14 protein-coding genes and 1 tRNA gene are annotated in these 13,826 nt (G+C 64.1%); 6 read left to right on the plus strand and 9 right to left on the minus strand.

Annotated elements, in window-relative coordinates; translation table 11 throughout:
* On the minus strand, nt 1–546 hold a 546-nt coding region (locus AC1DPF_RS16510; RefSeq protein ID WP_477962418.1), incomplete at its 3' end, for a PLP-dependent transferase.
* Between the two features lie 154 nt (nt 547–700).
* On the opposite strand from AC1DPF_RS16510, the gene AC1DPF_RS16515 reads away from it, so the two are divergent.
* From AC1DPF_RS16515 to AC1DPF_RS16525, 3 genes are all read left to right on the plus strand, one after another.
* Entirely contained in the window at nt 701–1,297 is a 597-nt protein-coding gene (locus AC1DPF_RS16515) for an SOUL family heme-binding protein (protein ID WP_477870265.1), read from the plus strand.
* A 240-nt stretch (nt 1,298–1,537) separates the two neighbouring features.
* The gene (locus AC1DPF_RS16520; protein ID WP_477962420.1) at nt 1,538–2,659 is read left to right on the plus strand and encodes an OmpA family protein; all 1,122 of its coding nucleotides are present in this window, start codon (nt 1,538–1,540) and stop codon (nt 2,657–2,659) included.
* 143 nt (nt 2,660–2,802) lie between these two features.
* Nucleotides 2,803–3,339, plus strand: coding sequence for a superoxide dismutase family protein (locus AC1DPF_RS16525; protein WP_477870269.1), 537 nt, complete (start codon nt 2,803–2,805; stop codon nt 3,337–3,339).
* Nucleotides 3,340–3,383: 44 nt separating this feature from the next.
* Here AC1DPF_RS16525 and thpR read toward each other — a convergent pair whose 3' ends face one another.
* Nucleotides 3,384–3,917: an RNA 2',3'-cyclic phosphodiesterase gene (thpR, locus tag AC1DPF_RS16530; RefSeq protein WP_477870271.1), complete on the minus strand. Its 534-nt coding sequence runs from the start codon at nt 3,915–3,917 to the stop codon at nt 3,384–3,386.
* 142 nt (nt 3,918–4,059) lie between these two features.
* Between thpR and AC1DPF_RS16535 the strand changes: the two genes are divergently transcribed.
* The gene (locus tag AC1DPF_RS16535) at nt 4,060–4,794 is read left to right on the plus strand and encodes a Bax inhibitor-1/YccA family protein (RefSeq protein ID WP_477870273.1); all 735 of its coding nucleotides are present in this window, start codon (nt 4,060–4,062) and stop codon (nt 4,792–4,794) included.
* Nucleotides 4,795–4,887: 93 nt separating this feature from the next.
* Nucleotides 4,888–5,613: a WecB/TagA/CpsF family glycosyltransferase gene (locus AC1DPF_RS16540; protein WP_477870275.1), complete on the plus strand. Its 726-nt coding sequence runs from the start codon at nt 4,888–4,890 to the stop codon at nt 5,611–5,613.
* Here the strand turns inward: AC1DPF_RS16540 and AC1DPF_RS16545 are convergent.
* Genes AC1DPF_RS16545 through AC1DPF_RS16560 form a run of 4 tightly spaced genes read right to left on the minus strand, consistent with a single transcriptional unit; the run spans nt 5,603 to nt 8,479 of the window.
* Nucleotides 5,603–6,205, minus strand: coding sequence for a glutathione S-transferase family protein (locus tag AC1DPF_RS16545; protein ID WP_477962422.1), 603 nt, complete (start codon nt 6,203–6,205; stop codon nt 5,603–5,605). The two genes, AC1DPF_RS16540 and AC1DPF_RS16545, sit on opposite strands and share 11 nt — an antisense overlap.
* Nucleotides 6,202–7,083 carry a dienelactone hydrolase family protein gene (locus AC1DPF_RS16550; protein ID WP_477870279.1) on the minus strand — a complete coding sequence of 294 codons (882 nt, stop codon included), beginning with the start codon at nt 7,081–7,083 and terminating at the stop codon, nt 6,202–6,204. Before AC1DPF_RS16550 ends, AC1DPF_RS16545 begins: the two co-directional genes overlap by 4 nt.
* 24 nt (nt 7,084–7,107) lie before the next feature.
* Nucleotides 7,108–7,479 carry a hypothetical protein gene (locus AC1DPF_RS16555; RefSeq protein WP_477962424.1) on the minus strand — a complete coding sequence of 124 codons (372 nt, stop codon included), beginning with the start codon at nt 7,477–7,479 and terminating at the stop codon, nt 7,108–7,110.
* A gap of 4 nt (nt 7,480–7,483) precedes the next feature.
* A complete protein-coding gene (locus AC1DPF_RS16560; RefSeq protein WP_477870283.1) occupies nt 7,484–8,479 on the minus strand; it encodes a GDP-mannose 4,6-dehydratase in 996 nt (331 codons plus the stop codon).
* A gap of 96 nt (nt 8,480–8,575) precedes the next feature.
* On the opposite strand from AC1DPF_RS16560, the gene AC1DPF_RS16565 reads away from it, so the two are divergent.
* Nucleotides 8,576–8,650, plus strand: a tRNA-Gln gene (locus AC1DPF_RS16565).
* A gap of 89 nt (nt 8,651–8,739) precedes the next feature.
* On the opposite strand, the gene AC1DPF_RS16570 is transcribed toward AC1DPF_RS16565, so the two are convergent.
* The 3 genes from AC1DPF_RS16570 to AC1DPF_RS16580 all read right to left on the minus strand — a co-directional run bounded on the left by AC1DPF_RS16570 (nt 8,740) and on the right by AC1DPF_RS16580 (nt 13,676).
* Nucleotides 8,740–9,714: a chemotaxis protein CheB gene (locus tag AC1DPF_RS16570; RefSeq protein WP_477962425.1), complete on the minus strand. Its 975-nt coding sequence runs from the start codon at nt 9,712–9,714 to the stop codon at nt 8,740–8,742.
* A 70-nt stretch (nt 9,715–9,784) separates the two neighbouring features.
* On the minus strand, nt 9,785–10,111 hold the full coding sequence (locus tag AC1DPF_RS16575) for a response regulator (protein ID WP_477870330.1): 327 nt from the start codon (nt 10,109–10,111) through the stop codon (nt 9,785–9,787).
* Between the two features lie 43 nt (nt 10,112–10,154).
* A complete protein-coding gene (locus AC1DPF_RS16580; RefSeq protein WP_477962427.1) occupies nt 10,155–13,676 on the minus strand; it encodes a chemotaxis protein CheB in 3,522 nt (1,173 codons plus the stop codon).
* Between the last annotated feature and the right edge of the window lie 150 nt (nt 13,677–13,826).

Genomic DNA, 13,826 nt, shown 5'->3' on the forward strand with positions numbered 1-13,826 from the left:
GGCCTTGGCTGCTGCGAGCACAGCCCCGATTTCCTCGACGGTGGCGCCGGCCGGGAAATCGAGCCAGGACACCCCGAAGCGTCCGAGTATCCGCGCGATCAGCGTTTCGGTCGCAGCGTAGAGCGGCGACGAGTGGACGATCACGTCGCCGGGTCGGACCAGCGCCAGCATCAGCGTTGCGATCGCCGACATGCCGCTGGAGAAGCTGAGCGCATCTTCGGCATCTTCCCAGATGCCCAGGCGATCCTCCAATATTTCCTGGTCGGGCCCGTTGAATCGCGAGTAGACGAGGCCCTCCGCGCCGCCGGGCCGCTTGCCCGTGACACCTTCGAAATGGCGCTTTCCGGCCGCGGCGCTCTCGAACACGAAGGTGGAGGTGAGGAAGATCGGCGGCTTCAGAGCGCCCTCGGACAGCGCCGGATCATAGCCATGTCCCATCATGAGCGTGGATGGTTTCAGGCGGCGGCCGCCGACCTCAAGAATCTCCGGCTTCGGGCGACGGCGCGGCGTGGTGCCGCTGAGGTCTGCTTCGGTGGTTTTGGACATGATGATCCCGCGAAAATTATGGAATGGCAGGATGATGCGCCCGCTTGCGGATGCTGGCAATCATGTAAGCCGGCCCGCTTCGATCGCGGATGACCGCGAATAACTGGCAATTCGGCGGGGCGCGGGCTATCCGCCGGCGCGGAGGTGCGCGCGCATGGCGAAGATCGGTTGGGGCAAGATACTGGCGGGCGTGGCGACGGCCGCCGCCGCCGGTGCGGCCTATATCTATCTCAGGCAACGGGCCGCCAAATCGCCGCCTTACGAACGCGTGCTGACCGACGGCGCTTTTGAGATCCGCCGATATCCGGCGCTTCCGGTAATCGAAACCGTGCAGCAAGGCTCGCGCGACCGGGCACTCGGCAACGGTTTCGGCCTGCTGGCCAGCTACATGTTCGGCGAAGGGCGTGAAGGCGAAGAGATCCCGATCACGATGCCAGTGCTGGCGCTGCCGATCGAAGGCGGCGCCTGGCGCATCCGCTTCCTGTTGCCGGAGGGCCGGGATTGCGCCGAGATGGAACCGCCCGGTTCGGACATTCTGCTCGATGAACTCCCGCCGCGCGAAATGGCCGTGATTGCGGTCCCCGGCAAGCCCACCGATCGCTTGTTCGCCGCGAAAACGGCGGAGCTCCAGCGCTGGATCAAGGCACAACGCAGATCAGCGGCCGGGGTGGCGGAGCACGCCTATTATAATTCGCCTCTCGAACCGGGGACGATGCACCCCAACGAAATTCTTGTTCCCCTTGCGAAATAATGATGCGTAAACTGTTGCATATGTGCAACATACACCAACGGTCGTGATATTTTTCAAGCGTCAGGCAACCCTTTGCCGAAACGGTCGTTTAGCGGCTGTCTGGGTAATCCGATGCACTACCGGAATGGAATTCCAATGCACATCGGTACGCACCAGAAACGGAGCCGCTTGCGCGCCTCCGGAAGAATGGGTTAGTTAAACACACGTTCCGTATCGGAACTTGTTGGAAAGGGGAATGATATGCGCAAGCTAGCCATCCTGGCAGCGCTCGCTTCGACCGCGCTCGCAGCGCCGGCCTTTGCTCGTGATAATGCCTGGTACATCGGTGTTGAAGGCGGCGGAATGATCCTTGAGGATCTGAAGTTCGACGTCGGACCATCGACCCTGTCGCCTGGCGGCCAGGCCACGGTCGACAGCAAGACCGGCTGGGACGTAGACGGCATCGTCGGCTATGACTTCGGCATGTTCCGTCTGGAAGGCGAAGTCGGCTACAAGCGCAGTCGCGTTAGCAGCATCTCGACGACGTCTTCGCGTACGCCTGCCGATATCGGCGGCGTCGGTGCACCTCCCGGGGTTTATCCGGAAGCGTCGGGCAAGAACACCGCACTCAGCTTCATGGCCAACGGCCTGCTCGACTTCGGTGGCGAGGAAGGCTTCTCGGGTTATGTCGGCGGCGGTGCCGGTATCGCTCGCGTCAAGTTCTCGGGCTACAACGTCTCGGGCAACGACTTCCTGAACGACAGCGACTCCAAGTTCGCCTGGCAGGCGATCGCCGGTGTCCGTTATCCGGTTACGACCAATATCGATGTCGGCCTGAAGTATCGCTTCTTCAACGTCAACAACGTCAAGACCTTTGACCGCGTCGGCGCGGAATATGAGGGCAGGTGGCGTTCGCACAGCCTGCTGCTGAGCCTCGTCTACAACCTGGGCGAACCGGCTGCACCGCCGCCCCCGCCGCCCCCGCCGCCCCCGCCGCCGCCTCCGCCCCCTCCGCCTCCTCCGCCCCCGCCGGTGGCTGAAGCTCCGGGTCCGTTCATCGTGTTCTTCGACTGGGATAAGTCGGACATCACGGCGGAAGCAGCGTCGATCCTCGACAATGCAGCCAATGCCTATGCCACGACCGGCCAGGCGCGGGTCCAGCTTGCTGGTCACGCCGACAAGTCGGGCAGCGACCAGTACAATGTCGGCCTCTCGCAGCGTCGTGCTGACGCGGTGAAGGCTTACCTGGCTGGCAAGGGTGTTCCGGACAGCGCGATTGCGACCGAAGCCTTCGGCGAGAGCCGTCCGCTGGTCGACACCGCCGATGGTGTCCGCGAGCCGCAGAACCGCCGCGTCGAAATCACTTTCGGCACCGGCATGTAAGCCGCTCGGTCATCGATCTTTCGATGACTGGCAGAATGGGGGCCGGCCTTCGGGTCGGCCCCTTTTCTTTGTGCTCGAGCCTTTATTCGCATCCGGTGATGCGGCATGATTGCGTCGGCCGAATAGCCTGAGAGGAGATGAAAATGTCTCGGACGAAATCCACCTTTTGCGCGTCCCTGATCGCAGCCGGAGCCGTGTTGTTCGCTGCCGCCAACGCATATGCTGCCGTCGGACACGCCATGGCGGACATCGTCGATGCCCAGGGCCAGACGCGGGGCCAAGCCATGTTGATGCAGGCCAAGGACGGCGTTCATGTGCAGGTGAGGGGTGTCGGCCTGCCGTCCGGCGTCCATGCCGTCCATGTCCACACCACCGGCACCTGCACCGGTCCGGACTTCACCAGCGCTGGCGGCCACTGGAACCCGGGGAAGAAGCAGCACGGCCATGACAATCCGGCAGGGGCCCATATGGGTGACATGCCGAACATGACGGTCGGCGCGGATGGCACCGGCATGCTCGACACCGTGATCAAGGGCGCGACGCTGGAAGGCGGCAGCGAGCCGCTGTTCGATACCGACGGAGCGGCGATCGTCATCCATTCCGGCCAGGACGACTACAAGACGGATCCGACCGGCAATGCAGGCGGGCGCCTGGCCTGTGGTATCGTCAAGGCGCCCTGATTTCGGCTGAGTGACCGGCAAGAAGGCTGCGCGCAGCGGGCGGCTCAGCCTAGCGGGTAGCGCGCTATGGCCGAATAGGTCGCACCAGCGGCGCCCAGTTCGCTTTCGTACAGCACGAAATGGTCGAACCGCGCTTCCACCGGCGCAGGCCATAGGTCGTCCATCGGCAGCGGCAGTGGCGGTTCCGAACCGCGCGAGAAGCGCGCGATGGTGATGTGAGGGATATAGGCCCGGTTTTCCGGCGCTACGCCGGCGCGGATCAGCGCACCTGTCACCGCGACGTTGAGCGAGCGGAACGGATCCCGCGGCGTCATGCCAGCCCAGATCGTATCGATACGCCCGCGCCGATCGAAGCAGCCTATGCCGTCCAGCCGGGCGGTGATCGCAGGATGGGCAACCGAGCCGAGCACTGCGGCTATATCCTCGGCAACATGGCGATCGACATCGCCGATGAAACGCAGCGTCAGGTGGAGCTGGTCGTCGCTCTGCCAGCGAGCGCCCGGAATTCCGCCCATTGCGGCAAGCAGCGCATCACGGATCGACCGCGGCGGGCGCAGGGCAACGAAAAGCCGATGCATCGCCTCTTGTCGCCCCAGGTGAGACGGTAACGCAAGGGCCTTCGCCGCTGTTTAACGTGTGATCCGCTTGAAAAAGCTTTGGGTTGGGCCGATATTGTTCCGTGAGCGGCATCCCGCCGCTTTCAGTGGAGAGTTTTACATCATGGCAAACTGGTCTGACCCCCGAGCGACTGCCGCGCCCGCCGCGACAAGGGCCGGTGTGGCCGAGGCGGCTTTCGATGCTGGGCTGCGGTCCTACATGCTCTCGATCTACAATTATATGGCATCGGGCGTGCTGCTGACCGGCGTGGTTGCGCTGCTCTTCGCCAGTTCCGGACTGGCTCTACAGATCCTCGGCGGCCCGGGGCTGCTGAAATATGTCGTCATGCTGGCACCGCTCGGCTTCGTGCTGGTGCTCAACTTCGGCATCAACCGGCTGTCGACCTTCGCTACGCAGGCGCTGTTTTGGGGCTTCGCGGTCGCTATGGGCCTGTCGATGGCGTCGATCTTCCTGGTCTATACCGGAACGTCGATTGCCCAGACCTTCTTCGCATCGGCAGCGGCCTTCGCCGGTCTGAGCCTGTTCGGCTACACGACCAAGAAGGACCTGTCGGCATTCGGCACGTTCCTGATCATGGGCGTTGTCGGCCTGCTCGTCGCAATGCTGATCAACCTATTCCTGCGCTCGCCGATCATGGATCTGGTCATCAGCGGCGTCGGCGTTCTGCTGTTCGCGGGTCTTACCGCCTACGACACGCAGAAAATCAAGAGCATGTACAACTATGTGTCGGGAACCGACTTCGTCGGCAAGTCGGTGGTGATGGGCGCGCTGACGCTATACCTCGACTTCATCAACATGTTCATGTTCCTGCTGCGCTTCATGGGTGATCGCCGCTGAGCGAAGCCTGATCGCAACCTTTCGGGGCCCGGTGGAAACGCCGGGCCTTTTTCTTTGCCCGGTGTCCGCTAAGGTGATCGGGGTGGGGTGCGCATGGACTATCTGGGCCTGAGCTTCGAACAGCTCGACGAAGCGGCGGTGGTGGAATTGCTGCGCGAACGTACCGCTGCCGATGGCTTCGCCTACCTCGTCACCCCCAATGTCGATCATGTGGTGCGGCTTTCCAAGCTCGGCCGCGACAGCGAGGAGCGGCGTGCATATCGCCACGCGGCGTGGCGGCTATGCGACAGCAGGGTGCTGTCGCTGCTAGCTTCGCTCCAGGGCATAAGGCTGTCGGTTGTGCCAGGTAGCGACCTGACCCGGCGACTGTTCGCCGATGTCGCAGCGCCCGGCGACCGGGTCTGCGTGATCGGAGGCCATCCCGGCGACGCCGAAACATTGGCGGCGCTCAGGCGGGGTGTCGAGGTCGTGCAGCATGTGCCTCCGATGGGCTTGCGCAGCGATGCGGCCGCCCGCGATGCTGCGGCGCGCATCGCGGTCGACAGCGGTGCCCGCTTCATCCTGATCGCCGTCGGCTCGCCCCAGCAGGAACTGATCGCCGCCGCTATCAAGGCATTGCCGGACGCACGCGGCACCGCATTGTGCATCGGCGCCGCAATCGACTTCCTGACCGGGCGGACAACACGCGCGCCGCGCTGGATGCAACGGCTGTCGCTCGAATGGCTGCACCGGCTGCTCGGCAATCCAAGGCGGCTTTGGCGCCGCTACCTGATCGACGGGCCGCGCATCTTCCGGCTCGCCTGGAAATTCAGGCGCTGATCGTCCGCTGATAGGCGGGGCGAGCCTTGGCACGCTCGATATAGCCGGTCAGCTTGGGACGCTCGGCGATGCCGGGCGCGCCGAAGGAGGCCGCCCAGGCCAGTTCGGCCCCCACATAGACGTCGGCGGCGCTGAACCTTTCGCCGAGGATCCACGGCCCCGGCTCCAGCATCGTTTCGAGCGCCCCCAGCACATCGTCATAGCTGCCATAGCCTACGCTAGCCCGTTGTGCCTCCGGCCGTTTCATCATGGTGTCGAGCAGCGCCGGCTCGAACGCGCTGGCACCGAACACCAGCCAGCGGAACCAGGTGCCCCTCGCCGGATCGTCGAGCGCCGGTGCGAGCCCCGCGGCTGGAAAGGCATCGGCAAGATAGCCAATGATCGCCGCTGTTTCGGTGACGGTGACGCCACGGTGGACGATCGTCGGCAGCTTGCCCATCGGGTTGATCGCCAGGAACTCGGGGGTGCGGTTCTCACCCTTCTCGAAATCGATCGGGACGATGCGATAGGGCGCGCCGACCTCCTCCAGCATCCAGTGCGCCATCTGTGCCCGTGAGCGGGGGTTGTGATAAAAGATGACCTCGTCGCTCATGTCAGCTTCTCCTTGAAAAATGCGATCGTCCGGTCCCAGGAGAGGTTCGCCGCCTGGGCATCATAGCGTGCGGCGGAGCTGTCATTGTGAAAGGCGTGCTGGGTACCCGGATAGTCGAACCGACGGACATCGACCTGCGCCGCCCTGAGGGCATCGACCCACGGGCCTGCGCCAGCATTCACCCGGTCGTCGGTGCCCGCATAATGCAGCAGCATGGCCGCCTTCACCCTGGCAGCGTCGGCCGGCGGAGGGGGAGGGCCGTAGAAGGCGCAGGCCGCCGTCAGCGCCGTGCCCGCATTCACGGCGAGCCGGTCCGCCATTGCGCCGCCCCAGCAGAAGCCGACCACGCCGACCTTGCCGCTCAGCAGCTTTTGCGTCGACAGCCAATCGAGCGTGGCGACGCCATCGGCGGTGGCTGCGCCGAGGTCCAGCGCGCCGATCATCTGGCGGGCCTTGTCCTCGTCGGCGGGCGTACCGCCATGCGGCGCAAGGAAGTCGATCGCCAGGCCGACGAATCCAGCAATCGCCAAGCGCCGTGCGACATCCCGCGTATAAGGCTGCAGCCCGCGGTTTTCGTGGATTACCAGCACCGCCGCCGGCTTCTTCGCGTGCTTCCTCGGAATGGCCATATAGCCGAACAGCTGGTGCCCGTTTGCGCCCTTCCAGTGCACCATCCTGGCGGTCACCCGCTTGTCGTCTTCCGCGATCATCGTAGCGGCGGCCGGATCGGCGGCAATCGAGGCGGCAAGCAGCTGTGCCGCCGCGGCGCTCCCCGCCAGCCTCGTCATATCGGCCATGAAGCTGCGGCGATCCTGCGTTCCATGGGTGAAACGATCGTGGAGCGCGATCGCGCGGGCCTTCAGATCGTCGTCATCCATGATGCTCGGCCTTTTCTCGTCGGATCAGTCGCCCGCAGCAGGTGCGGCCGGTGGCGGCGCAGGTGGCGTTACCAGAGGTGCGGCCGTCGTGGGCGCGGGGGCCGCGATGATCGGCGCGGCTGCGGCTCCAACGGATGATTGCGCTTCCGGTTTCGGCATGACGATGACTGGGCCACCATCTTTGGGCATTCCCGCCGCATCACCGGTCGCGGCATCGATCGCGGTTATCTCTGCCGAACGGTCCACCGGCAGGGCGTAATCGTCGATGCTGGTGGCGATCTGCGGCCCGCCGCTCACGTCCTGCTCGGCCGGCTTCGGCTCCGGCTTGCTGCAAGCGGCCAGTGCCAGCAGCGCAATGCCCGGGATCAGCCACCGACACGTCCTATCCGATCCCACGGCGCTAAATCCCATGATAGCCACGGAACCAGCTGACGAAGCGCGGGACGCCTTCGGCTATGCTCGTCGTGGGGTGGAAGCCAAGGTCGCGTTCGATCGCGCTGATATCCGCGAAGGTCTCGCGCACGTCGCCCGGCTGCATCGGCTTCATCTGCTTGACCGCGGTTTTGCCGCAGGCTTCCTCGATCAGCGCGATCAGCTGGGTCAGCTCCTCGGAGCGATGATTGCCGATGTTATAGACCGCATGCGGCGAGCGGCTGCCGCCTGCCTTTTCACGGCCGTCATCGGCGGGCGGATGATCGAGCGCGGCGATCACGCCGCTGACGATGTCGTCGATATAGGTGAAGTCGCGCCGCATCTCGCCGCCATTGAACACGGCGATCGGCCGATCCCGCAAGATCGCGTCGGTGAACAGCCACAACGCCATGTCCGGTCGGCCCCACGGCCCATAGACGGTGAAGAAGCGCAGGCCAGTCTGCGGCAGGCGATAAAGATGGGCATAGGTCTCGCTCATCAGCTCGTCCGCCTTCTTCGTGGCGGCATAGAGCGATAGTGGATGATCGACCCGGTCTTCGACCCGGAAGGGCAGGCTGTCATTGCCGCCATAGACCGACGAGGAGGATGCATAGACGAGATGGGCCAGCCCGCGGCTGCGCGCCAGTTCGAGCATGTTGAGATGGCCGACGAGATTGCTCTGCGCATAGGCACGCGGATTTTCGAGCGAATAGCGCACCCCGGCCTGCGCGCCGAGATGGATGATTCGGTCGAACGCCACGCCGTCCAGCGCTGCCTCCAGCGCCTCATGATCGGCGAAATCGCAGCGTATGAACCGATAGTCGCCACCCGCTGCCTCGGCCTGGGCGATCCGGTCCCGCTTGAGCTGGACCGGATAATAATCATTGAGATTATCGATGCCGACCACCGCCTCGCCGCGCGCGAGCAGGCGGAGGGTGCAGTGCATGCCGATGAAGCCGGCAGCGCCGGTGACCAGGATCGTCATGGTCCTACCTTAGAGGGTAAGCAGCCTTTGGAAAACCGATCTTCGAGGCTTCCCATCCCCGCCGCGATCCCTATAAGAGCGCCCTCACCGCGATGCTGGGGCGTCGCCAAGTGGTAAGGCAGCGGCTTTTGGTGCCGCCATCCGCAGGTTCGAATCCTGCCGCCCCAGCCAGTTTCGTGCGAAAGCATTCGAAGCCGTTTTCTCACACCCGAAGCTTGGTGAGGCAACGCCGTCGGCGCACATGCTGGCCGACGAGTTCGCTATCTTTTGAGCGCGGCTTCCATCAGCACTGCGGCGGAACGACGATATTCTTCAGCACGCTCCTCAAAGGATGCGGCTGCGGCGGTTCGTCCTGCCCGCAGCGCGTCCAGCCCCAATTTTTCCATCAGAACCACGCGTTCGCCGATGACGCGGAGGGCGATGCGAAAGGACTCGTCGACCGAGCTTTCCTGCTCATGAGCCAGCGCCTCGGCAGTGTAGGCGTGCCCGACCTGGCAGCGAAAGCGTAACGGAGAGCGTCTGATCTGCGACAATGTGCCCCCGCAGCCGGGACATGTTAGCGGAGCCGGATCAGCTATCTCGGCTATGGTCTTGCTATCGGAAGGCCGCCCCAGCGCGATCGCAACCTCGATCGCCACGCTGGGCGGTGGGATGATGTCTGGTCCGGGTTCTTCCCGCATCAGTCGTCCGATGAGATCGGCAAGGGCGCTGGCAGGTGCCCGATAGTCGATGTCGCTTGCGAGGAGCGCCGTTCTCGGCATCTCGCTTTCGGCGGCATCGAGCGGGCTCTGGACGACGGTCACCCCACCGCAGCGCTTGAGGTCCGCCAGTCCTGAGGCGCCATCGTTCAGCATTCCGGAGAGGAGTATGCCGACCGCCCGGGGTCCGGCACTCATGCCAGCCGACCGAAACAGCGGATCGATCGCTGGTCGCGACATGTTTTCGCGCGGCCCGCGACCCAGGCGCACGGTGCGGTCATCGATCACCAGATGATGGTCGGCCGGCGCCACATAGATGTGGCCGCGCTCGACGGCTTCGCCATCGGTCGCCGTGCTTGCCGGAAGTGGGCCGCCGCTGTCCAATATGGTGGCCAGGTGATTCTGGCCGAGGGCACCGACGTGAACCGCGATAAAGAGCGAGGCCTGCAGGTCCGCGGGCAGTTCGCGGCAGATCCGGCGGATAACTTCGATCGATCCCGCCGAGCCGCCGATTGCGATGATCTCCCGCGTGGACATGACGTTTCTCCGGTTGCGCGTGTGATGCCGTCCTTGCGCACGGCGCAACTCCCAGTGGGTTTTCGGGAGATCAGCGGGGAGGCGCGCCTAACAAATCCAATACCCCGGTTTCCAGTTCCTTCGCGCTGTAGGGCTTGGTCAGGCGGGGGCGATCGCGATGCCGTTCTTCGAGCGCCCATTCGCTATAGCCGCTGCAAAACAGGAACGGGATTCCGCGCTCCGCCAGGATGTCCGCGATGGGATAGGAGGTTCCGCCCCGGATGTTGACGTCCAGGATGGCGGCGTCGATATATGGTTCCCGGGCAAGCCGTACTGCGGCGTCGAGGCGGGCCGCCGGGCCGATCACCTCTACGCCGAGGTCGAACAGCGCGTCTTCGATCGCCAGCACGATGAACATCTCGTCTTCGACGACGAGGACCCGGCAGCCTTCGGCGATGCGCCTAGCCATCAACCGCCCTTTGCGATGAGGGGCGGAGTTCGCCCACCTCCGGCGTGAACGCCAGGTCGATCGTGCAGATCACACCGCTCGGCGCAAAATCCCGAGCAACGTCGGCGTCAAATTCGTAACTCAGTGAACGCTCGATCACTGTCGAGCCGAAACCCCTCTTCGAAGGTACGCCGGCCACGGGCGGGCCACCTGTCTCTGTCCAGCTCAATTTCAGCCGGCGATCGGAACCGTCCGTCACCACCCATTTGACCGCGAGTTGGCCATTGGGATCGGACAACGACCCATATTTCACCGCGTTGCTGGCCAGCTCGTGGATCGCCATCGCCACGGACAGCCCCGCCTTGGGGGTGAGCACCAGCTCAGGACCCTCGATCTGCAGGTCTCGACCGCGATAGGGCGCGAGTTCGGTATTGATGAGGTTGCGCAGGGTGCCGGGGCCCCCTGCACCGTGACTTGTTAGGCTACTGTGCGCGCGGGTGATCGCCGCGATCCGGCCTTCGATCGTTGTCGCAAACTCTTCCGGAGAAAGATCCGCGCGAAGTGTCTGGGCTACGATCGAGGACACGATCGCCAGGATATTCTTCACCCGGTGGTCGAGCTCGCCCAACAGCAGTTCGGCCTGCGCCTCGGCGCGTTTGCGTTCTTCGATCTCCAATGTGACGGTGATGAAGCCGCTGGTGCGCCCCTCGTCGTCTGCGATTATCGCAACGCTGGCTTGCACCCATATGGGCGTGTCGTCCGGCCGCACGAGGCGGTACTCCGCCTCGAAAATCTCTCCATCGCTCGCCGCCTGGTCGAACTTGGCCATGAGGGCATCGACATCGTCTGGATGAACGATCTCACGCCGACGCAGCCGCAGCAACTCTTCGCCGGTACGGTCGACCGTTCGCTGATAAGCGGCGTTGGTCATCAGGAACCTGCCGGAAAGGTCTGTCTCGGTGATGCCCACCGCCGCCTGGTTGACGATCGCGGCAAAGCGGCGCTCGCTGACGCTCCGGGCGCGCTCGGCCTTCCTGCGGTCGGTCACGTCGACAAAGGTGATGACGACGCCGTCGATCACCCGTTCGACGCTGCGATAGGGGCGGATGCGCATGACGAACGACGCGCCGCGATCGTGCAGTTCGAGCTCGCGTTCGAGCACGGTCAGTTCGCGCAACACCCTGGCGGTGTCGCGCCGCAAGTCGTCATAGGCGAGGAGGCTGACGATATCCGTCAGCGGCCGGCCCCGGTCGCTTTCCCTGAGGCTGAAGATCTCCGACATGCCGGGCGTGAAATTCCTGATTCGCAGGTCTTCGTCGAGAAATATCGTCGCGATCTGGGTGCTGTTGAGCAGGTTCTGCAGGTCGCTGTTGAGGTTGGAGAGCAGGTCGTTCTTCGCCATCATCTCGGCGTTGACCGTCTGCAGCTCCTCATTGATCGACTGCATCTCCTCCTTCGAGGTTTGCAGCTCCTCATTGGTCGATTGCAGCTCCTCGTTGACCGACTGATATTCCTCCGCGCTGGATTTCATCTCCTCGTTCGCGGTTTCGAGATCGGCGATCGTCGCCTGCAACTGCGCTCGAGTCGTTCGAAGCTCCTGCTCGGCGGCGAGGGCCGCCGGACTGCGGATGCCTCCGTCCCCCGGCTGCGGCGGCTCCTGGGCGCTCGTGCGCATGTCCTGGAAGGCTATGACGTGCAGGCCATCGCTGCCCGCGTCCTCCACCGGCTCGACGATGACGCTCAGCAGGCGTTGCTGGCCGTCAATCAGGACGGGCACATTGTCGACGACCACTCCCTCCCCGGTCTTGACCACGGTCTGGAGTGCCGTGCGGACAACGAGCCGCAGGCTTTTCCTCAAATTGGACTGGAGACTGAGGCTCGCGGCGCCGGCGGCTGGCTCCAGATACCGAGCGGCCTCCCCGCCGGAGTAGCGCACGATATTGTGGTTGCGATCGACCACCAGGAAAACGGGCGAGTATTTGGCCAGCGCGGCACGGACGCCGCGATCGATGCGGTCGCCGCCTGTGCGGCCCGACTTACCCGCAAGCCGATCAGGCGCGGCCGGGTCGAGTGTGGGTATGGGCATCGCGGGGAACGCCGCGTCTCCGTTGCGCTTCTGGTAAATATGAGCGGCTTTGTCCTGGTGCGCGAACAGCTTGGCGTGCCCGCTGACACCCTCGGACAATCCGAGGAACAGGAGACCGTCGGCCTTCAGGGCATAGTGGAATGTCCGTAACACGCGATCCTGGAGCTCGCTGTCCATGTAGATCATCAGGTTGCGGCAGGAAATGAGATCGAGCCTGGAGAAAGGCGGATCCTTCGTCACGTTGTGGACCGAGAAGACACACATCCCGCGGATCTGCCGTATCGGGAAATATGCGCCCTCCTCCTCCAAGAACCAGCGCTTCAGCCGCTCGGGTGAAATCCCGGTAATGCGCTGGTAGCGCGCCGCCCGCGCGAACTCGATCGCGTGGTCGTCGATGTCCGTGCCGAAAATCTGCACGTCCGGATTGGCGCCGTGCGCATCGATCAGTTCTCTGATGGTAATGGCGAGGCTGTAAACTTCCTCTCCGGTCGAACAGGCCGGTACCCAGATTCGGAAGGACTGCCTCGCTCCGCCGCGTTGCAGCATGGCTTCGATCGCGGCGGCAAGGCCCTGGAATGCCTCGGGGTCACGGAAGAATTCGGTGACGCCGATGAGGAGATCCCGGAAAAGCATCTCCGGCTCCGCCGGGTCGTCCCGCAGATGCTTGATATAAGCGGGAACGGTGTCTGCCTGCAGCACCTGCATGCGGCGCTGAATGCGTCGGGTGACCGTCTTGGTCTTGTAATTCGCGAAGTCATGCCCCGTCTTGGCGCGCAGGATGGATAATACGGTCGCGCGGTGCTCTGCGGCATCGGTCCGCGTGCCGTCGTCGTCCTTGCGGTCGGCCACGAGCGCCAGATGATCGCGATACTCGATCAGCTTGGCCGGCATCTCTTCGACCGGCAGCACATAATCGACCAGGCCGGTCGCTGTCGCGCTGTGCGGCATGCCCGCCATGGCGTGATGATCGAACCCGGCCTGCGCGATGGTCAGGCCGCCGGACTCCTTGACGGCGGCAAGGCCGACCGATCCGTCGCTGCCCACGCCCGACAAGACGATCGAGACGGCGTTATCGCCCTGATCCTGCGCCAGCGAGGCGAAGAAGCTGTCGATCGGTCGACGGGTCGCCCTGGGCGGCGCGGGTTTGACGACGACAAGGTGGCCGTTTTCGATGGTCAGGGTGGCATCCGGCGGAATGACATGAACCCGGTTGGGCTCCAACGGCAGGCCGTGCTCGGCTTCGACTACCGGAATCGGTGCGGCCCTCGCCAATATTTCCGCCAGCATGCTTTCATGATCGGGAGAGAGGTGCTGCACCAGGACGAACGCCATCCCGCTATCTGGCGGCAGGTGCGCGAAAAATGTCCTGAAGGCCTCGAGACCGCCCGCGGAGGCGCCAATACCGACAATCAGCTTCGGCAGCGCCGGCTGTTCCTCGTTACGACTCATCAAAATAAAACTCCCGCTCCTCGACTACGTTCCTAAGCCCCACGTTTCTGGAGCCGTTCGTTGCCAAGGGAGCCAAGCGGCCCATTGAGCAGACAGGTTCGTCAACGGTCGGGCAGGCGCGCCCGATAGCAGAGCTTAACGCAGCCGCGT

This window comes from Rhizorhabdus sp. P4_G6 (assembly GCF_056401045.1).

Bases quoted from the DNA above. Each gene is read 5' to 3' on its own strand.
- AC1DPF_RS16515 (WP_477870265.1), top strand. From the start codon at position 701: ATGGCGAAGATCGGTTGGGGCAAGATACTGGCGGGCGTGGCGACGGCC.
- AC1DPF_RS16520 (WP_477962420.1), top strand. From the start codon at position 1,538: ATGCGCAAGCTAGCCATCCTGGCAGCGCTCGCTTCGACCGCGCTCGCA.
- AC1DPF_RS16525 (WP_477870269.1), top strand. From the start codon at position 2,803: ATGTCTCGGACGAAATCCACCTTTTGCGCGTCCCTGATCGCAGCCGGA.
- thpR (WP_477870271.1), bottom strand. From the start codon at position 3,917: ATGCATCGGCTTTTCGTTGCCCTGCGCCCGCCGCGGTCGATCCGTGAT.
- AC1DPF_RS16535 (WP_477870273.1), top strand. From the start codon at position 4,060: ATGGCAAACTGGTCTGACCCCCGAGCGACTGCCGCGCCCGCCGCGACA.
- AC1DPF_RS16540 (WP_477870275.1), top strand. From the start codon at position 4,888: ATGGACTATCTGGGCCTGAGCTTCGAACAGCTCGACGAAGCGGCGGTG.
- AC1DPF_RS16545 (WP_477962422.1), bottom strand. From the start codon at position 6,205: ATGAGCGACGAGGTCATCTTTTATCACAACCCCCGCTCACGGGCACAG.
- AC1DPF_RS16550 (WP_477870279.1), bottom strand. From the start codon at position 7,083: ATGGATGACGACGATCTGAAGGCCCGCGCGATCGCGCTCCACGATCGT.
- AC1DPF_RS16560 (WP_477870283.1), bottom strand. From the start codon at position 8,479: ATGACGATCCTGGTCACCGGCGCTGCCGGCTTCATCGGCATGCACTGC.
- AC1DPF_RS16570 (WP_477962425.1), bottom strand. From the start codon at position 9,714: ATGTCCACGCGGGAGATCATCGCAATCGGCGGCTCGGCGGGATCGATC.
- AC1DPF_RS16575 (WP_477870330.1), bottom strand. From the start codon at position 10,111: ATGTTCATCGTGCTGGCGATCGAAGACGCGCTGTTCGACCTCGGCGTA.
- AC1DPF_RS16580 (WP_477962427.1), bottom strand. From the start codon at position 13,676: ATGAGTCGTAACGAGGAACAGCCGGCGCTGCCGAAGCTGATTGTCGGT.